This window comes from Pseudomonas sp. KBW05 (assembly GCF_003852405.1).
Taxonomy (GTDB): Bacteria; Pseudomonadota; Gammaproteobacteria; order Pseudomonadales; family Pseudomonadaceae; genus Aquipseudomonas.
Genome location: NZ_QAJM01000018.1, coordinates 151,006 through 170,168, shown reverse-complemented (window position 1 = coordinate 170,168; position 19,163 = coordinate 151,006). Strand labels below are relative to the sequence as shown.

Below are 19,163 nucleotides of genomic sequence, written 5' to 3'. Positions count from 1 at the left end.
CGTTTTTGAATATTAGCCCTGGTTGGAAGCGGGTGGGCTTGTCGACATAAAACGGTATCACGGCGGCTATGAATGACGCCCTAGGCGCGCAGTTGCTGAAGTCGTTGGCTTTGGCGCCTTCGTTCATCAGTAAGCATGCCTCATTCATTCAACGTCCCGAAGCCGCCCGTCATCCTCCGATCCAAAAGCGGCATTGTATCCGGCCCAGGTGGGCAGAGAAATTCTACCCACGCCTCATACGCCAGCTTTTGGCGGTGGACGGCGAGGAGCCACTCAGCGCTTCCTGACTGACGCGCCGCGACAAGCATCATTAACGTCGTCGTAGCTGCATCGAGCTCTAGCAAAAATTTATGGGATTGGAAACGACGTTCCTCGGCGTCAATCATAGATCGGCATGCCCGTCATGTGCGCTGGTGCGAATTTAACAGTCTTATTAGTATCATTGTGACATTAGCTTGCAGCTTTCGTCGACTTAGAAGTGCCAGATGGTAGAACAGTCAAGAGACGCTCATGCTGGACGAGCGGAAGACTTACATGGCAGTGAGAGTTTGGCCTGAGCCGTTAAGCAGCGAGATCACGCCTTGGTTGAAAGATATCAGCGCACCAGTAGTGCCTGTAGCCGATCCCTGTCGACACATGAATTAACCTTTCCCAGCCGTGCAGGGCATCACCTTTTTGACCAGCGTTCCGATAGTCATACCTTGGATCAAAATGGAAAACACTACGATTATGTAGGTGAGGGAAACTACTATATCGCGAGGCTCGCTCGGCGGAAGCGATAAAGCCAGAGCCACTGAAATGCCCCCGCGTAACCCACCCCAGGTCATTACACTCCAAGCGCCCTTTGGAAGCCGAAAAAGCCTACCTAAGGCGGCTATAGGAAGCCCGACCGTCAGTAAGCGAGATAGCAGCGTTAAAGCCACGACCATCAATCCCGTGACGAGAAGGGAGTTCGAGAACTGGATTAGAACCACTTCCAGGCCGATCAGGACAAACAAAACTGCGTTAAGGATTTCGTCTATCAGCTCCCAAAACATGTCGAGATTTTTCTTGGTCTGTTCTGACATTGCATAAGAGCGACCCTGATTGCCAATAATTAACCCCATCACCACCATCGCCAAAGGGCCGGAAACGTGTAGGCGTGTTGCGAGGGCATAGGCGCCGAGTACAGCGGCCAAGGTAATGAGGACTTCCTCTTGGTAGCTGTCGATGCTTTTGAGCATTCTGTAGATGACATATCCGACGACCGCGCCTAGAAGAGCGCCGCCGCCTGCCTCTTCCAACAGTAGCTGTGCGGCTACTGTAACCGAAGGAGCTTCACCGCTGGCGACCATAGCCAAAATCAGGGAAAACAGGACGACGCTGACGCCGTCGTTAAATAGAGATTCGCCCGAAATAACCAGCTCAACGCTACCGGGGGCGCCAGCAGACTTCAAAATGCCCATCACAGCGATAGGATCGGTTGGCGAGATCAGCGCACCGAACACCAGACAGTAGGCGAGCGGCAATTCGAGCTCAGTCCAGGAAAGCAACGCCCATAGACCCAAACCGATAAATAACGTCGACAGGGTTGTGCCCACTACGGCCAACGACGTCACTTGCCATCGGTATGTACGCAGCAGTGACAAGTCGACGTGCAAGGCTCCAGCGAATAGCAATAGCGACAACATTCCTTGCATGAGCAATTCGGAGAAATCTATGGACTCCACCAGCGATTGCTCCAACGTGTGCAAGGCATGAAAGCCAAGGCTATCAGCTGCCATGTTCAGCAGCGATATGCCGAGTGCGATACCCATGACACCAATGGCGGAAGGGAGCCCCACGTAACGTCGATTAACATAGGCTAGTAGCGCTGTGACACTTAGAAATATCGCAAGGATGTCTAGCAACGGTTAGCTCCGTCTGAGAGGTATGTCTGTTGATCCGCGACCAACGCTGCGATTCGCGGCGAGTTCTGCCTTCCGGTTAGAGGGCAAAAGCACCCGACAGTGCAACAAATGTTTCCGCTCGGTAGCGCTGCCTGGATAGCAGCTTGGCCACTATTGGCACATCGGCACCATGAACCAACAAACGACCCACACGCTATGTGTGGCTGCGGAGCTTTCCCCCGAATAGGCAGCCTACTGTTAAGAGCGGATGTGCATTCGATTTGCGTCGCGAGTCATCAGGCTGTGCCATGAGATAGCTTTCCACTTGCTTGACCACATTTCGTGCGGTACGAGACACTCCGATGAATGTGGTGGAGGCGAATCACGTCCAATTACCGTAGCCCACCAGCGACAGATTAGGTGAAGCAACACTCCGGTTTACGGCGACTTTGCCGTCATAGCCAACGATATCCAGGTTACCCAAGAGGTCGAGCACTGGAGAAAATTCAGTACACCAGATGACGGCATCAATCTGTACACCGCGTCAGCGAGCTTCCATGAGTGCACCATGACTATGCCGTCCCGCCCCCTAGGCGCTGAGCCACTCTTCAACCTTGTCACGGGTTGGGATGCCCCCTGAGTGAACGACTTTTCCATCAATCACGACACTGGGCGTGGACATTACCCCGTAGCTGACGATCTGTTGCATGTCTTCGATTTTTTCGAGCTTTACGGGTACACCTTTCGCACTCGCCACTTGTTCGATGATGGCGACTGTCGATTTGCATTTTGCACAACCGGTGCCCAGAACCTTGATGTCTTTCATACAAACCTCGGTAGGTGGATTACAAAGCGAAGTTGAAGACGTAACCAACGATGAGAATGCCGACGGCGACGACCCCAATGAAGGTGGCTATCAGGCGAACTTTAAGCACCTTGCGCAAAATCACCATCTCCGGAAGAGATAGAGCGATGACACTCATCATGAAGGCCAGCACAGTGCCCAGTGCCGCGCCCTTTGCGAGTAGTGCCTGCACAATGGGGATGATGCCTGCCGCATTGGTATACATGGGGATGCCGATAAGAACCGCGAGCGGAACCGACCACCAGGCTTCCTTGCCCATGAAACTGGCCATGAAATCCTCTGGCACATACCCGTGAATGCCCGCGCCAATGGCAATACCGGCGAGGATGTAAGGCCAGACTTTTCCGACGATTTCACGCACGCTGCCAAACCCGGCACTTATCCGCTCATACAGGGGCATGCGGGTGTCCCCGGCAGTTGCCTGGATCCTGGGCATGTCACGAACCCAATCTTCCAGATAGGCCTCCATTTTCAGGCGGCCAATGACCCAGCCAGCCACAATCGCAATAAACAACCCTAGGCTGAGATACAGCAACGCAACTTTCCAGCCGAACAAGCCAAGCAGCAGTGTCAGCGCGACCTCATTCACCATGGGCGCAGCAATGAGGAAAGAGAACGTCACCCCCAGGGGCACTCCAGCTTGAACAAAACCTATAAAAAGAGGAACTGCTGAGCACGAGCAAAATGGGGTAAACACCCCGAGAGAGGCAGCCATCACATTGGCTGTGCCCTCGCTTCGCCCAGCCAACATTGCGCGGGTGCGTTCAGGTGTGAAGTGGGAGTTGAGCATGCCCATCAAGAACACAATGCCGGCCAACAGCATCAGCACTTTGGGAGTGTCGTAGAAAAAAAACTGTAAGGCGCCTCCAAGGTGGCTATTCCGATCAACTGGAAGCGCTGCGACCAAAGCCTCTGAAACAGGAATAAGGGCTTCGTACAATCCGAACCAGACAAGCGCTGCTACCGCTAAAAACATGCGGGGATTCCGCTCAGGCCAGCGCACAATCATTTCGTTCATGTCCACTACTCCTCAAGCGTAGGTGTACTAGGCTGCGGACGGATCGCCAAGAAAGGTTGCAATCTCATTGACTGTGCTGCGCGCTGTCCGTGTTACACCGATCAGCGTCGCAGAAGCCGAACCTGTCCACTCGCCATAGCCCACCAGCCATAGTCTTGGCTCTTGGATCGAATGAGTGCCTTCGACCTCAACACGGCCTTCGGTGTTGATCACCCCCAGCGTATCTAGATGCTCGAGGGCTGGTCTAAATCCGGTACACCAGATCACCACATCCACGGCAGACTCAGATCCATCGGCCCAAATAACGCCTTCGCGAGTGAAACTTTCAAATGGACGTACAGATTTTAGAGCTTCACGTTCACGGGCTTCTACAACCGGCGGCACCATGACAATGTCTCCCAACCCGCCGACGGGCTGATCAATGACACGCCCCTCCTGCTGAGCTTTCAAGCGCTGAGTGGCACGTTCGAATAGCACCCGCCCATCCACTTCATCAGGCAAAAACACCGGCTCAGTAGGAGTCAACCAAGTGGTCTCAGCGACCTTGGAGACTTCTGCCAAAATCTGCGCTCCTGAATTGCCACCACCCACCACCAAAACTTTCTTGCCAGCAAACGCTTGTGCATCGACATAGTTCGCGGAATGCAATTGCCGACCGGCGAATAACTCGGCATCAGGGTAGTGAGGGATATACGGATTGCTCCAAGTGCCGGTAGCGCTGATTACAATCTTGGCATCCCAATATTTGTCGTCAGAGCGTACTCGCAGGCCAGATTCCTTACGCTCGACAGAAGTGACCCGAACCGGGCGCTCGACCGGGAATTGGTAGCGCTGTTCGTATTGGTTGAGATAGTCGACCACATGGTTGCGCGAAGGATAACCCTCTTGCGTGGGGGGCATCATCCAGCCAGGGATCGAACTCCAAGTGGCCGGAGAGAATAGACGTAGCGAATTCCAGCCGTGTCGCCAGGCACCACCGGGTTCTTCCTCCGCATCGAGGATAACGAATGAAAGTTGAGTTCGGCGTAGGAAATACGCTACCGCCAAGGCTGACTGCCCCCCGCCGATAATGACTACATCTAGTTTGTCACTGGCCGAATGAGTCATGGGGGAAACCTTAAGTCGCTGCTGAACTGTCGCCAGTATAGAGACCCAAGAACGAATCTAATCTGATCTCGATCATCTGTTGAACATGCTAAAGCTGCCGTTGGTCAGCCGGCAATTAGGCCTCATGCCTCCAGGCCCATCTGCTTTACATCGGTTTAAACCCTGCGGCCATTCTCATCAATGACGACTTGTCCGTCTTCTTTGACGAAGCTGCCGCGCTGCTCCTGCGGCAGAAGGTCGAGGACTGCCTCTGACGGACGACACAAGCGTGTGCCCAAAGGCGTCACGACGATGGGGCGATTGATCAGGATGGGATGAGCGATCATGGCATCGATGAGCTGGTCATCAGTCAGTGACGTATCGCCGAGTCCTAGCTCCTCGTAGGGAGTGCCTTTAATACGAAGCAGGGCCCGCACCTCAATACCCATATCCTTGATCAACCTGACAAGCGTGGTGCGGTCAGGTGGGGTCTGTAGGTACTCAATAACAGTCGGCTCTTCTCCGCTGTTGCGGATCAGCTCCAAGGTGTTGCGAGAGGTGCCACATTGCGGGTTGTGATAGATCGTGATCTGACTCATACCGTTTCCTCGCGGTGAGTTAAATGGAGCGCTGGTTGACGCGCTTGGACAGCTCTTCAGCTAACTCTTTTCGCTCGGAGTAGCGATCAACCAAGTAGTCCTGGCGACCCCGCAACAGCAGCGTGAACTTCATCAACTCTTCCATCACGTCCACCAGTCGGTCGTAGTACGAGGACGGTTTCATACGGCCTGCCTCGTCGAACTCGGTGAACGCCTTGGCCACCGAAGATTGATTTGGGATGGTGAACATGCGCATCCACCGCCCCAATACCCGTAGTTGGTTGACCACATTGAAAGATTGCGAGCCACCACAGACCTGCATTACTGCAAGGGTCTTTCCTTGCGTAGGTCGAACAGCACCAATCGCAAGCGGAACCCAGTCGATCTGGGCCTTGAATACTGCGCTCATGGAGCCGTGCCGCTCAGGCGAACACCACACCTGTCCTTCAGACCATTGCATGAGTTCGCGCAATTCCGCGACTTTGGGATGTGTATCCGGAGCATCATCCGGCAGCGGCAAACCCGAGGGATCGAAGATTTTGGTTTCGGCGCCGAACTCCTCCAACAAGCGGGCTGCTTCCTGAGTCACCAACCGGCTGAAAGAGCGCTCTCGCGTCGATCCATACAGAAGCAAGATTCGAGGCTTATGGAGCGACGGTGTACGCGGCTCCAGTTGCTCCAGCGACGGAATGTCGATCAGGTCGGCGTGTACGTTCGGCAATGTGTCTTGCATATAAACTCCTACGGCGGCGCCAGATTGGGCACCGCCTCGGTTGATCTTTAAAGCGAACCGATGCGATTCAGTTCAGCTTTTAGCTGGTCAGCGCTCATGGTCTTCATTGGCAGCGCAAGAAATGCGCTCACGCGCTCGTGAATTTTGGCCAGTGTGGTTTCGAACGCTGCGGTGATCTCGGCTTCCGACCCGCTAGCGTCAGACGGGTCGGCCAGACCCCAATGCGCCTTCAAAGCTGGCCCAAAGAAGATTGGGCATGCCTCACCCGCTGCCCGGTCACAGACAGTGATCACGATGTCTGGAGGCGAGCCTTCAAAAGCATCCGAAGCCTTGCTGCTCAAGCCCGCAGTGGAGATACCCGCCGCCTCAAGCGTTTGCAATGCCCGTTGATTCACCCGGCCACTGGGAAAGCTTCCTGAGCTGACCGCTTCTACACCCTCGGGCGCCAAGTGGTTGAAAAGCGCCTCGGACAGAATGCTGCGGCAGCTGTTGTGGGTGCACATGAACAAGACTTTCATCAGACGATTCCTTGATTCAGAAACTGAGGCGCAGTGCCAGGGCGGACAATGTGGCGACGAGGATAGGCAAGGTCAGCACGATCCCGGTCTTGAAGTAGTAACCCCAGCTGATCGTTATGTTTTTCCGTGCGAGCACATGCAGCCACAACAGAGTTGCCAAGCTCCCAATTGGGGTGATCTTCGGGCCCAAGTCGCAGCCGATGATGTTGGCGTAAATCATCGCTTGCTGGACTACACCATCGACTTCGGCGGCATGAATGGATAAGGCGCCTACCAGAACGGTGGGCATGTTGTTCATGATCGAAGACAGCAACGCTGTTAGCAGTCCTGTACCTAGGGACGCGCCCCAAACGCCATAATCGGCGAACACGTTCAGGATCTGCGCGATGTGGTCGGTCAGGCCGGCGTTCTTCAGGCCATAAACAACCAGATACATACCCAAAGAAAAAATCACCACCTGCCATGGTGCCTCTTTGAGCACCTTGCTTGTGTTGATGGCGTGACCACGAGCCGCGATGACGTAAAGAATGAATGCACAGACCGCTGCAATGGCGCTGATTGGTACCCCCAATGGCTCAATGACAAAGAAGCCGATCAGGAGTAGTGCCAGCACCCACCAGCCGGCAACAAAAGTGGCTCGGTCGTGGATTGCCTCGTCCGGATTGTCCAGTTGGTTGAGGTCATAGGTCTTTGGTAAATCTTTGCGGAAAAACCACAGCAGCATGGCTAATGTCGCCGCCACGCTGACGATGTTTACCGGCACCATGATCGAAGCATATTCGTTGAAGCCGATATCGAAATAGTCGGCAGAAACGATGTTGACCAGGTTGGAAACCACCAGCGGTAAGCTCGCCGTATCGGCGATAAAACCGGCTGCCATAACGAATGCCAACGTAGCAGCAGGCGAAAAACGCAACGCCAGCAACATCGCGATCACAATGGGTGTGAGGATCAATGCTGCTCCGTCATTGGCGAACAGGGCCGACACCGCTGCGCCCAGCAGGACGATAAAAGCGAACAGCTTGCGGGTGCTCCCGCCTCCCCACTGGGCCACATGCAGCGCAGCCCATTTGAAAAAGCCTGCCTCATCAAGCAGCAGACTAATGATGATGACCGCGATGAAAGTCCCAGTGGCATTCCAGACGATGCGCCAAACCTCGGGTATGTCTGCGAGGGTAACGACGCCTGCCAGCAACGCCACGATGGCACCGAACATCGCACTCCAGCCAACCCCAAGCCCCTTTGGCTGCCAGATAACAAGGACGATGGTGGCGATAAAGATCAATACGGCAATCAGCATTTCATTAATCCGGTTGGGCGTGACTCAGCTACACACGGCTTGGTTGGTCGGACGGTCGTTCATGCCGCAGAGGCGCTTAGCCTCGGTTTCCAGCCATTGCTGATTGGCGTCTACCACCGCCTTCAAAACTGCAGTCACCCACGTGGGCAAATCAGGATTCAGCCGGTAGTACACCCATTGGCCTTGGCGACGATCCAACAGCAAACCGGCAGAGCGCAGCAGCGCCAAATGGCGAGAAATCTTTGGCTGACTCAGGTCGAGTGCTGCCGTTAGCTCGCAAACACACAGCTCACCTTCACTCACGACAAGCAGCGAAATTTTTGCTCGGGTGTCATCCGCCAGGCACTTGAATAAGGTGGTGGGGTTCATGGGTTCTGTCACAGATCCTCCAGGTGTTTGGTCTTGACCAAAACGAAGAGCTTGATGCGCTCGTGGATGTCGTGGAGCGTGTGGCGAAATGCGCCAGGATCATCGCTGGTTACTGGGTCAGGAAAATCCCAGGCAATGACTTCACCTGCACTGGGCGTTGGTAGGCACTCGCTTGCGGATTTATCACAAAGAGTAATTACGTAATCGAATCGATCAGCTTGAAACTCGCTGATGGACTTGCTGCGCAGGCCCGTTGCATCGACTCCAACTGCCTCCAATGCCTGAATCGTGCGCGGATCAACCTCAGACGGTTCGGAACCGGCGCTGAAGGCCTCGAAGCTCGGGTCAGTGTGCCGCAGCAAAGCCTCCGCAAGCAGGGAGCGGACTGAGTTGGCAACGCACACGAAAAGCACTTTGATAGCAGGGCTCATGGTTGAACTCGATGCATATGGAAAATCGAATATACGATTTTTCGAATATTCGGTAAAGCGAATATGATGACTGCTGCTTCGGCTTGAGCGGTGACGGCCCATACAAAGCGGCACAAAGGAGATAAAGGGATGAGCAAGGAGATGAGGATCCAGGCAAAGGAAATAGCCGGAGGACAGTGGCAGCGCTTTCGCGATGCGCTGAAATCTGCTGACCTTCCAGCAGACGATATTGATCTTCCAGGCCGAACCTTTTTTGAGTTCACCATGGACGGAAAGAGTGTCGGATGGGGTGGGTTTGAAACATATGGAGCAGATGGATTGCTGCGCTCCATGGTTGTAGAGCCGGCATACAGATCGAAAGGGGTCGGTGTCGCGGTGCTTCGGGTCATTGAAGCGATAGCCGTCGAGCAGGGAATCGCTCGATTTCATTTGCTGACAACAACTGCGTCAGGCTTTTTTGAGCAGCAGGGCTATGCAGTAAATCAACGAGGTTCTGCGCCGCCTCTGGTTTCTCAGACAGAGCAGTTCAGAGGGCTTTGCCCTGGCTCGGCTTGCTATATGTGTAAGGATTTACATTCGAACGGGCTGACAGCGCTGTCTGAAGAACCGCTGGCTTGATAATCAAGCACAGCGGATTCCGGGGGGGAAAGGAAATCATCGCAAATACCCTCGCCCTTTCACCAAAAGCAGGGTACGAACCCACAGCTTCTTCCATGCAGGCGTATCGTAGGCAAATCCGAGGCAGGGCCTAGTTTGAGTAACAGTTCTTGCGAATGCACCGATGGGAGTGTCGCGCCGAATGTAGCCAATTTCGAAGAAGTCGCTGCGCTTCTCAAGATTGCTGCCGCCACGGGTGTAAACATGACTGTCTTGAAAATCGTGCAGCTCCTGCTCCATAGGAATTGAGGAAAACTTGAAGTTTGGATCGATAAATCCGTAATCCGCGAGATAGATCGGGTGATCACTATGACTCACAACATGAATCATCGTTTCTCTGATGATCTCAGGGCGTACCGTTCCTGTGCCGACAGAGTAATGGTCGCGCTTACCACGCATTTGCAGCCAGAGGCTCCAGACGCCAGTGCAAGCCGCAACCACGGCGCCAACTAGCGTGATCTGCTTCGTCAAAGATTCGACGTCCATGTTCCCCCTAGCGCGTTTTAGATGGTGACGTGGGTTCGGTTCCGCTGTCCTTCCAGTAACGCTTAGATTACTGCTAACGGCGCGAGATCAGCATGGGAATTGCGTGCTTCATAGAATGCCGAATGGATGCTAGGAGGTTGCATCTATTTTGCAGTGGCACTGTGCTCGCCCGGCGGCCTTGCATCTAGCACATACATCGGATCTGTTTGAGCTCCAGGCAGAATGGATGCCCAAGCTTCGTATGCTTGCTTGTGGCGGATTAAAGCTTCGTCCCAACCGCTCCCCGTCACTTCGCGAGAGACAACGAGCATCATTAGATGATTAGTGGTTGCATCTAAATCGATCAGAAGGTGATGAGCGTTAAATCGAAAATCATCGGTAGAAGGCATGACGTCACACGTTAATTGTGGGAGTGGTAAGGGAGCACGGGCACTTTCCATGTGACATCACTCTGACACTGCACAGTACCATCAGTGCGCCCTTCCAGACGACCGGTTGATGACGTTGAAGCCCACCTAGCCAATCTGAGTCGCGATGGGGGAGTGCTTGATGGTTTACCTGTTGATGGCTTTTAGCCTCGATGCCAGCTAGATTTGGAGCTTTCTACGATCAAGGAAGGATATGAAAAAGCTCATCGCAGTAATGGGAATCTGTGTCGCAATTGGCGGTTGCGCTACGTCCCACTACACCGCAGGACGAGACTTTCCGTCGGCCAGTGTAGCGAGTATCACCAAAGGCAAAACCACGACTGCTGAGTTGAAGTCGCTATTTGGTGAGCCCTACGCTAAGAGCGCAGTCAGCGAGACCGACGAGAAGTGGATCTATACCTACACCAATGGCTCAGCCCATGCCCAGAGCTACGTGGTCACCATGAAGGTGACGACTACGGGCACTCAGAAAACGCTTGACGTTTTGATCCGTAATGACGTGGTCATCAACTACACGTTCAGCGAAGGCCCCGCTCCAGGCAGTACAACTGCGACGAACTAAGTTCGCCACCTTGCCATTGGGCGACCCACTGCGCTCAGCACGTTGTTGATGGAGCAAGCTCATGGACAGAACCTATGCCTTCGTGGATGAGTCCGGGAATTCCGACCTTGATACTTCAAAGGGAGGAAGCTCGGGCTTCTTCATCGTGTGCTCCATTCTGGTGGCAGAGAAAGACCTGGAAGCTGCTTATGCCCAAGCTGAAGCACTCCGCATGCGTCATTTTCAAACTGGAGAGATCAAGTCCAGCAATCTTAAGCCCAAGGATTCAGATCGCCGTGCCCGGATCTTAAACGAGCTGTCCGATCTGCCATTCAGGCTCTATTTCACCGTCGTTGATAAGTCCCAAATTCGCAAAGACGGTGGCCTTCGTTTCAAGACCTCATTCATAAAATATGTGAATGGGTTGCTCTATGAACGTTTGTTCCGCACATACCCCGATCTCCAGATGATCGTAGACGAGCATGGTGGCCAGGAATTTCAGGAGAGCCTCAAAAGCTACGTTGCAGAACGATTCGTGGACGACCTATTTGGCGATAAGGATGCCTTCCAGACGATGGCCAGTAAGGACAACGTTTTGGTTCAGGTTGCAGATTTTTTTGCTGGCTCAGTCGCTCAGATCTACGAAGAGAAAGCATCGGAAGAAGCAGTTCTTGCCTACAAAAAGATCCTGCGCAGCCTGACTCTTGGAATGCTTGAGTGGCCATCCAAGTACCAGTCTCTTCTGCCACCGCCGGCGGATGAGTCTGGGTATGCAGACTACCAAGTACACCAAGAAGCACTCCGCCAGGCTGATCGTTTTAGCGAGCGGGCTGGCGAACACCCTGATGAGGATGAGCGCCTGCAATTGAGCATCCTGCGGTTCTTAAGATTTCAAAGCGAATTCGTCACCAAGGATTACGTGCTGACTACGGAGATCATGGCCCATCTAAAAGACAGCGGATTGGGAGAGGTCAACGGCCAGAGAATCCGATCCAGTGGCATTGCCAAGCTTCGGGATGCGGACGTCATCATCACAAGTGCGGCCAAAGGCTACAAGATCCCTCAAACACGGGCAGACATTAACGAATTTCTTGAAAGAGCGTCAGGCATTGTTGTTCCTCTACTGGAACGGGTCAAAAAGGCTCGAGAGGTATATCGGCTGAGTAGTCGAGGAGAATATGACATCGTGACGGCAGCCAACCTGGATGAGCTTGCCAAGCTGCTCACTGCGCTCGAGGCGTTTGCAGATGACTGAACTCAGTCATGGCAACGAACCTCAGCAGGCTGCATTGATCCAGGATGAAATCCTAGAGATCTTGAAAGAGGCCAAGGTGCTCGCGCGTAGATTCTATCGCCTGACCGGCAAGCCACTGGGCGTGACAGGCGAGATCGCAGAGTACGAAGCTGCTACTAGACTCCGCCTGTTACTACATCCTGCAAGACAGGCAGGTTACGACGCTACAGAGACGCTGGAAGATGGCATCGCGAGAATCCAGATCAAGGGCCGCTGTATCCTGAACCCGCTAAAGATTACAGGCCGTATGGGCGCAATTGATCTACGGCAACCCTTCGATAGTGTGCTCTTGGTGCTGCTTGATTCAGAGTTCAACGCATTTGCAATGTACGAAGCGAGTCGTGCCAAGGTAGAGGAAGCGCTGACCTTGCCTGGGTCGAAAGCCAGAAATGAACGGGGAGCGCTGGCTATTAGGCAATTCATGTCGATAGCTAGATTGCGCTGGGCTCGCCATGAGGCCAGCGAATCCGAGACTCAACTACCCTCCTAGAATCGAACGCTGGTGGTACGTTGCTCTGAGATACGAATTTAATGTCCCCAATAAGGCACATTAACCATCATTTTTGGGCTTAATGGCCCTATTTGGGTACATTACGGTGAGCGGCGGATGCAGCCCACAACGACGATAGCTCTATTGCAGTTGCGGCCAAATGATCGTCTGATAATTGCAGCAAGCCTCCGTGTGTAGCAATCGAGAGCAGGACGTCGCATTGCTTAGTGGATGCGAGACCTGAGCGTCATTCGTGCTCAGGTAGCACCTCACCGAACCAAACGACATCAGACCGAAGCATTACTGCAAGGTACGGGATTAGATAGCCCGCATCCAATCTAGGGTGCTTCGGAAAACTGGATACTCTTGATCAATTATCTCCGGTTGCCAGCTCCGGATATTGTCTTCCTGAGCGATTATGGCTGCCTCTCCCTTCTCATCAATTCTCAATGCGTCCTCAATGCAGCCCATTGGCCAGACCCAGGTTGCAAAAACTTTCATTGCCTCATGAGCAGTATTAGCAAGCGCTTGGCCGTCTGCAGTTCTGGCAAAAGCAGCCCAACAGTCAGCTGCTGAGCTACCTCTGGAATTCTGTGGCAGTCCGTTTCCACCGATGAGGAACCCTTGAGTTTGGCCGACCACTTGAAGCACAGATCTGACGTTATCCATCTCCTCGCATTCCTTCGGTAGCCATGGCCCCCTAGCGTGAGTGAATGCGAAATCTAAGTCAGCGATCACACCGCATTTGATACCCATTGCTGTCAGGACAGAAAAACCTTTGGGAATCGAAGTACAGCTACCGAGAGCAACAAAGCAGATCCGTTCGAGCTCAGGCCTGACCCCGTAGAGCTTTTCGTAGATGAGCGGGAGTAGCCTCTGATCGGTTTTGCCCTCGCAGAGAATTACCTTTTCAGCGAAATATATCTCAGCGATATTTCCGAGCTCAAAGAGGGTTCGGGATTGTGCTTGTGCCTCTGCCATAGCTTGCGCAACCGCCGCGCCCATCGGAATGCGAACCTCGGAGCCATTCTCCCGAGATCTGCGCACTATCACCGTCTCAGGCGCGTTATCCCTGCTTACCATCAAGGGCGAATGGGTTGTGAACACGACTTGGTAGCCAGATTTCGAAAGCACATTTAGTGCTTCCCTAAGGCCTCTGACGCCTTGAGGGTGGAGGAAAATCTCAGGTTCATCGATCAGTAGGAGGCGACGTGCAAGGTCTTGATCGCGTGTTTTACGGATATCGGCCAAAAGCCGGATTAGGGCCATCTGGATTGCACGCTGCGCACCACTACCTAAGGTGTCGAAGCGTCTGGTTTGACCGGATATCTCATCGGTCACGTTTAGATCACCGCTCTTGAAAAACTCCTTAACGTCGATTGACGGTACGTCTAGGTTTAGCAACAAACCAGGGAAGAAGCTTGAGAGGGCATTGGTGGCGCTGGTATCGAACTCAGTCAGTAGAGGGGATCGGTTCTCACCGTCGGCTCCCAATATATTCCTGACCGCTGTGAGTGCATCCTGTACCTCTTGATGAGCAGTGAGGATGGGGGCCATGATTTCATCCAGTAGCCCACGAATTGTGCTCCCAGCTTTGCCTTTGCCCAAGTCTTCCTGGACATCATCCATGGCGCGGATGTGCAGCGCTTCGGGTAACAATGCCGAAATGGCTTGAGGCAGGCCCGTGGGATAGGAGCGCCAGGAAGTGGGAAGACCTTGATCATCAAGACCAGCATTTTCCCAGACTTCCGTAGTCGGTTTAGTCGAGCCTGATGCGGAAATCCTTATCCAAAGGTCACCGTTGATGCAGTAGGGGGTAATCGCGGCTTGATGTTTGGCTTCAGGGATTTGTGCAATCAGCTCTTCTGTAATCCCTGACACGCAGGCGCTGATGATTATTGGCTGGCCGGGGTCATTAGCGTCTGTTTTCGCAAATGCCTTTGGTGCTAACACCAATCTGATCGCGTCGAGGATGGTGGATTTCCCCGCGTTGTTCTGACCGACCAGTGGGGTGAAATCACCCAGAGGCAAAAACACTTGCTTGCACGAGCGGAAGTTCTTGATGTGTATTTTGCTCAAGGAGTGCATGGCCGGAATTCCCTATCTACGGTGGGCATGGAGCCTCAGCGTAGCTGGAAAGTGGCGATGCGCACTGTCCTCCACTAGCACTATGGTTCTTGTCGACATGCGGAGCTTGTTTTGTAGTGGCTGGATAAGGCAGAGGGCGTTTTGAATGGCCAGCGTTTACGCCGGCCATCACCTGGTCAGCCTCAGAGTTCGTGCTCAATATCGTCGAAGAAGTTCGGGCCAAGCTCGTACTTCAGAGAACCAAATCGCGCTAGGAGGTCTGTTCTCATCTTACCCCCTGCTACAGGTTCAAGATTGATCCAGTAGCTGTATACGAGCCCCTCATCCGATTCATTAGCCGTGACTTCCGCATCGGACAGAAGCTCTGCATCTTCGACAGATATGCCCAATTCGCTCGCCAAGGCTTGGGCCATGGTTATGCGGTTGCCGCGTTCAGCTTCTTCAACTTGGGCCCAGTGCTCCCATTCAGACCTACGGTCGCGATCAGCATCAGACTCACTGCTGGAGATGACCACGCCTTCCTCAGCAAGCAGCCATATACCATCACGGCGTAGCAATTCGACCGTGGCTTTAAGATAGAATGCTGCACCGTGATACATCCTCTCTTGGTCTTGCTGCCCCTGATACGTAAGGGAGAGCCCCAACGTCAGCTTTCCGGTTGTATCGCTGTAGGCGGTGGTTTCCACTTCAAGAACATCAATGGTGAATCCGCTCGCATTGGTATCCGCAATCGCACCGGAGAGCTGATCATCCAATTCTAGATCTAGGTCGGCGTAGACATCATCCTCATGGATCGCTTGGGAAAAGTCTTTGATCCCAAAAACGGCCAACATCAGACGCGGATCCTTGAGGTTCCGTTGGGCGACGACAGAAAACTCATGGTAATCAGCGAAGCCCGCTTTTTGCACAAGGGTTTCTTGAGCGACAGAAAGCTTCAGGCCCTGATCACGAGCAAGCTGTTTAGCTTGGGATTTAAAGATGTTTAGTGGGGAAAAATCAGACATGGCAATGGTTCCTAAATCTACGACGCTTAGGTGTCCGATTGCCTGTTCACCGGGCAGCGTCTGGTTAGGGACATGCCGATGTAAAACTGAAGGGTGTCACAGATGGGCTATTGCTTCGCGAAACAGGCGCCAGGCGACCATCACCGCCTGGCGTGATGATAGGTCAGAGGAAATAGCCCCGCAATACCCCGCTGACGGATAAAACCAAACCAGAGCTAAGGAAGAAATGACGCCACTGGATTGTCACTTTTAAACGCTGAGGGTGGCTGTTCTATAGAGAACAGGACATGCGAAAGGAGTGTATTTCAAAATATTTCAAGGAGGAAACGTCGTATCCCGCGATTTAGAAGGGCTGGGCATACATACAGGGGCGAAATGGATCCAACCACTGATTTGCGCACAAGTTATCCACAGGCTTGTTACCTTGCAATGTCATTTTGACCCCATTATCTTGTAGGTCATCTCTACAACAGCACTACATGTTGTGTTTTTGGCGAGAGGCTTAGGTTTCAGTGAACACAGCGGGTATGCGTGCGAAGTTTGGACGCCGAGCACACATACCCGCCAATCCCTGAGCCAATGCGGACACTGGTGGGACGCGCATTAGAGAAAAACCGACTTTGGATGTCAACCATTCAGCTCGGCTTTCCGCTCAAGGGTTGCTCCTGCCTACTCGATTTTTTCTAGATACAGGAGCACCTAATCGTGCCGAAAAATCCTAAACAAACATCGTCTCCTGTGGCCAGCTTGGCCTCCAAAATCCTGCGTAGTGATAGCTCCTCGGCCATCCAGAAGGAATTGGCAGGTTCGGCCATGGCTCAAGCTTCGACCGGCAAGCAAACCGGTGCCGATATGGAGACTAAAGCCAGTCATGTCCTCGATAGCAACAAGTACAACGCCACCACCAAGACCCTAGCGGCCTCGGTACTTGCCCAATCGAACAAAGAGCGGGGTGAGTAAAAATGGCTCAGTATTTCGTGAACCGCAATGCACAGACCAATGGTGACCACGAGGTGCATACCAGTACGTGCATCTATTTGCCGGCACTCCATAACCGCCTTGATCTTGGCTATCACACCACCTGTGTGACCGCTGTTCGCCAGGCTCGCAACACCTACCGGCAATCGAACGGATGCCGGACGTGCTCCTCGGTATGTCATACCCAGTAGTTTTTAAAGTCTCATCGGGCGCGGGCAGCTTTGCTGCTGCCCCTCGTTAAAGTTGATTGGATTCCCGGCATTAAGTCTATTGAAGGTCGCTTTTGATGATTCACGATCATGAATACAGCCTATTGGGCGGGGTTAATCGAGCTTTGATTGGCAGGTATCTGACACTACTAGCAAGCGCGATTTCCGGCATTGCGGTTTTTTTGCTGCTATCAGCTGAAGATTTGGCTAAAAAGTATAATCTGCCTGTAAATCTTCCACCGACAGCCCTGTCGCTAATTGGCGCAGGTATAGTCTTTGCCTTGCTATACGCTTTATTCAATAAGACGGTTTGGAAATGGCGTTGGGCAGTCAAATATCTAAAAGTCCCTGACCTGTCGGGAGAGTGGCACTGCACTGGAACGACACTGGACATCGGAGGAAATCCGATTCGTAGTTGGGTAGCAGATGTATATATCTGTCAAACCTGGGACAAGATCAGAGTGCGCTTGAAGACTCACCAATCGGGCTCAAACAGTATCACTGCGGCCTTGGTTCACGATGAGGCTGACGGATACCGCCTTCTTTATAACTATCAGAATGATCCTAATCCCGGCGAGCCTGAGCTTCGAGGACACGTTGGCAGTGCAAATCTATTATTTACCAAGTTATTAGATAGCGCACAGGGTGACTATTTTAACGGTTACGGTCGGCCCACCTATGGGCGAATAGAGCTGAGGAGAAAGAATGAGCACGTCAATTAATGATCGAATTAACCGTCTACGCTCTCGACGCTCAGGGCTAGATAGATCCTCTGTAATCGCAATGGATGCGAAGGATTTCATCGTAAACCGAAGCCTCACAAAAGAAGCGTGGGAACATAGGGTTAAAGACAAGCCGAATACAACTTTTGCTTTAGGAGCGATGCAGGAGGTAGATCCTACCTACACCCGCATCAGCATCGAAACCGCAGAACGGGTTAGCAACCAGTTGTCGAAGAGGACAAGCGGTAATCTCGAATTTGAGCTACAGGGATCAGTACCACTGAATGTCCATATTCGAGGGGTCAGTGATGTTGATCTTTTAGCAATAGAAGCTGACTTTCATACCTATGATGCGCGTGGGTACATGAGTACATCGGGTCAGTACCGCTCACCGACCTCACGCACTTCAGTTGGGGTGTTAACCGCTCGCAGGGGCGAAATTAGTAAAGCTCTTCGTGATGCGTTTCCCGCTGCGACGATTGACACTTCTGGCTCTAAGGCCATCAAATTGCAAGGAGGGTCATTAGCACGTCCAGTAGACGTAGTGCCCTCCCACTGGCATGACACCATCACTTACCAAGCCTCTGGTCAGAAACATGATCGCGCTGTCACTATCCTAGATTCGCATAAAAGTACCACGATTGAAAACTGGCCTTTCCTGCACATCAAAAAGGTACGAGAACGATGTGAAACCACGGGTGGTGGACTCCGCAAATCAATAAGGTTATGTAAAAACATAAAGGCAGAGCTCGAGGCAGAGGGAAAACCTGTAACAATCTCAAGCTTTGATATTGCCTCAATAATGTACCATGCCAACATGCATAGCCTCTCCGCTGGTGCCTACTACGAATTAGCGATATTGGCCGAGACCCAAAGATATCTGGATTACTTATGGAACAACAAGGAAGAAGCGAGGCGACTGATAGTGCCAGATGGATCTCGCTTTATATTTAACACGGAAGACAAGTTTAACGGCTTGCTGCATCTCTCCGTGGCCATGGACAGCCTCCTTCGGGAGGTCGCTAAAGAGCAAAGCTTCCTGCTGAGCTTATCCGAGAAGCCTATGCTGGATGCCAGCAGGGTAGCTGTGACCAACGCGGTGATTTTCTAAAGGCAGTCATTGGATAATTTTAGAAAACGCTTTAAACCTGCTTAAGGAGTTTTTGGCACCGCTTTTGACGGTGTTAGGCCTTTCTACGGAAGGTGCCAACACTCGCTGGAATACTACATGTCCCACTTTCGCCGTTCACAGATTTCAGTAGTGAAGGAGCTTCAATCTTACTATTGACTGAAGTTGAGACTCGCACCTTGAGTATGAATATAAACATATAGGTAGGGGGCAATTGGCTGCCGTATACCCTAACCAGGATTACTTGCTCGATGGAAGGCTGACAGGTGAGCGTTTTGACTCCTAGACGCGGGTGGTATGCACACAACTTGATGTCTTGATGATGTGGATTCTGATAAAGGGGAGCGATC

21 protein-coding genes are annotated in these 19,163 nt (G+C 52.7%); 7 read left to right on the top strand and 14 right to left on the bottom strand.

Translation table 11 applies throughout. The features are described 5' to 3' along the window. Positions 1 to 641 precede the first annotated feature (641 nt). The 10 genes from DBR46_RS17950 to DBR46_RS17900 form a co-directional block, all read right to left on the bottom strand. Positions 642 to 1,889 carry a sodium:proton antiporter gene (locus tag DBR46_RS17950; RefSeq protein WP_124527259.1) on the bottom strand — a complete coding sequence of 416 codons (1,248 nt, stop codon included), beginning with the start codon at positions 1,887 to 1,889 and terminating at the stop codon, positions 642 to 644. A 568-nt stretch (positions 1,890 to 2,457) separates the two neighbouring features. Next, a complete protein-coding gene (locus DBR46_RS17940) occupies positions 2,458 to 2,694 on the bottom strand; it encodes a thioredoxin family protein (RefSeq protein WP_124527258.1) in 237 nt (78 codons plus the stop codon). 19 nt (positions 2,695 to 2,713) lie between these two features. Further along, positions 2,714 to 3,751 (bottom strand): permease, encoded by a 1,038-nt coding sequence (locus DBR46_RS17935; RefSeq protein WP_124527257.1) that lies wholly within the window; start codon positions 3,749 to 3,751, stop codon positions 2,714 to 2,716. A gap of 27 nt (positions 3,752 to 3,778) precedes the next feature. Next, the gene (locus DBR46_RS17930; protein ID WP_124527256.1) at positions 3,779 to 4,858 is read right to left on the bottom strand and encodes an ArsO family NAD(P)H-dependent flavin-containing monooxygenase; all 1,080 of its coding nucleotides are present in this window, start codon (positions 4,856 to 4,858) and stop codon (positions 3,779 to 3,781) included. Positions 4,859 to 5,013: 155 nt separating this feature from the next. Then, positions 5,014 to 5,436 (bottom strand): arsenate reductase (glutaredoxin), encoded by a 423-nt coding sequence (gene arsC, locus DBR46_RS17925; protein ID WP_124527255.1) that lies wholly within the window; start codon positions 5,434 to 5,436, stop codon positions 5,014 to 5,016. 19 nt (positions 5,437 to 5,455) lie between these two features. Beyond that, positions 5,456 to 6,169, bottom strand: coding sequence for an arsenical resistance protein ArsH (gene arsH / locus DBR46_RS17920; RefSeq protein ID WP_124527254.1), 714 nt, complete (start codon positions 6,167 to 6,169; stop codon positions 5,456 to 5,458). Positions 6,170 to 6,216: 47 nt separating this feature from the next. Then, positions 6,217 to 6,687 (bottom strand): arsenate reductase ArsC, encoded by a 471-nt coding sequence (locus tag DBR46_RS17915; protein WP_124527253.1) that lies wholly within the window; start codon positions 6,685 to 6,687, stop codon positions 6,217 to 6,219. 16 nt (positions 6,688 to 6,703) lie between these two features. Then, entirely contained in the window at positions 6,704 to 7,987 is a 1,284-nt protein-coding gene (locus DBR46_RS17910; RefSeq protein ID WP_124527252.1) for an arsenic transporter, read from the bottom strand. Positions 7,988 to 8,011: 24 nt separating this feature from the next. Next, complete coding sequence (locus tag DBR46_RS17905) at positions 8,012 to 8,356, bottom strand: metalloregulator ArsR/SmtB family transcription factor (protein ID WP_177414087.1); 345 nt, start codon at positions 8,354 to 8,356, stop codon at positions 8,012 to 8,014. Positions 8,357 to 8,364: 8 nt separating this feature from the next. After that, a complete protein-coding gene (locus DBR46_RS17900) occupies positions 8,365 to 8,787 on the bottom strand; it encodes an arsenate reductase ArsC (RefSeq protein WP_124527250.1) in 423 nt (140 codons plus the stop codon). 129 nt (positions 8,788 to 8,916) lie between these two features. Here DBR46_RS17900 and arsN2 point away from each other — a divergent pair, with 129 nt between their 5' ends. Next, positions 8,917 to 9,405 (top strand): arsenic resistance N-acetyltransferase ArsN2, encoded by a 489-nt coding sequence (gene arsN2 / locus DBR46_RS17895; RefSeq protein ID WP_124527249.1) that lies wholly within the window; start codon positions 8,917 to 8,919, stop codon positions 9,403 to 9,405. Between the two features lie 36 nt (positions 9,406 to 9,441). On the opposite strand, the gene DBR46_RS17890 is transcribed toward arsN2, so the two are convergent. Together DBR46_RS17890 and DBR46_RS17885 are read right to left on the bottom strand one after the other, a co-directional pair. Then, on the bottom strand, positions 9,442 to 9,930 hold the full coding sequence (locus DBR46_RS17890) for a hypothetical protein (protein WP_124527248.1): 489 nt from the start codon (positions 9,928 to 9,930) through the stop codon (positions 9,442 to 9,444). Between the two features lie 143 nt (positions 9,931 to 10,073). Then, positions 10,074 to 10,319 carry a hypothetical protein gene (locus DBR46_RS17885; RefSeq protein ID WP_124527247.1) on the bottom strand — a complete coding sequence of 82 codons (246 nt, stop codon included), beginning with the start codon at positions 10,317 to 10,319 and terminating at the stop codon, positions 10,074 to 10,076. A gap of 232 nt (positions 10,320 to 10,551) precedes the next feature. Here DBR46_RS17885 and DBR46_RS17880 point away from each other — a divergent pair, with 232 nt between their 5' ends. From DBR46_RS17880 to DBR46_RS17870, 3 genes are all read left to right on the top strand, one after another. Further along, positions 10,552 to 10,920, top strand: coding sequence for a hypothetical protein (locus tag DBR46_RS17880; RefSeq protein ID WP_124527246.1), 369 nt, complete (start codon positions 10,552 to 10,554; stop codon positions 10,918 to 10,920). 61 nt (positions 10,921 to 10,981) lie between these two features. Next, entirely contained in the window at positions 10,982 to 12,154 is a 1,173-nt protein-coding gene (locus DBR46_RS17875; protein ID WP_124527245.1) for a DUF3800 domain-containing protein, read from the top strand. Next, positions 12,147 to 12,683, top strand: a complete 537-nt coding sequence (locus DBR46_RS17870) for a hypothetical protein (RefSeq protein WP_096143196.1) — start codon at positions 12,147 to 12,149, stop codon at positions 12,681 to 12,683. The genes DBR46_RS17875 and DBR46_RS17870 overlap by 8 nt, the downstream gene beginning before the upstream one ends. 318 nt (positions 12,684 to 13,001) lie before the next feature. On the opposite strand, the gene DBR46_RS17865 is transcribed toward DBR46_RS17870, so the two are convergent. Further along, entirely contained in the window at positions 13,002 to 14,771 is a 1,770-nt protein-coding gene (locus tag DBR46_RS17865) for an ATP-dependent endonuclease (RefSeq protein ID WP_124527244.1), read from the bottom strand. 182 nt (positions 14,772 to 14,953) lie between these two features. Further along, positions 14,954 to 15,775, bottom strand: coding sequence for a hypothetical protein (locus DBR46_RS17860; protein ID WP_096143048.1), 822 nt, complete (start codon positions 15,773 to 15,775; stop codon positions 14,954 to 14,956). Positions 15,776 to 16,480: 705 nt separating this feature from the next. Here DBR46_RS17860 and DBR46_RS17855 point away from each other — a divergent pair. The 3 genes from DBR46_RS17855 (at position 16,481) to DBR46_RS17840 (ending at position 18,795) form a co-directional block, all read left to right on the top strand. Continuing rightward, positions 16,481 to 16,735, top strand: coding sequence for a hypothetical protein (locus DBR46_RS17855; RefSeq protein WP_025857575.1), 255 nt, complete (start codon positions 16,481 to 16,483; stop codon positions 16,733 to 16,735). 304 nt (positions 16,736 to 17,039) lie between these two features. After that, a complete protein-coding gene (locus tag DBR46_RS17845) occupies positions 17,040 to 17,684 on the top strand; it encodes a hypothetical protein (RefSeq protein WP_096143750.1) in 645 nt (214 codons plus the stop codon). Beyond that, a complete protein-coding gene (locus DBR46_RS17840; protein WP_083375586.1) occupies positions 17,668 to 18,795 on the top strand; it encodes a hypothetical protein in 1,128 nt (375 codons plus the stop codon). Before DBR46_RS17845 ends, DBR46_RS17840 begins: the two co-directional genes overlap by 17 nt. Positions 18,796 to 19,163 lie beyond the last annotated feature (368 nt).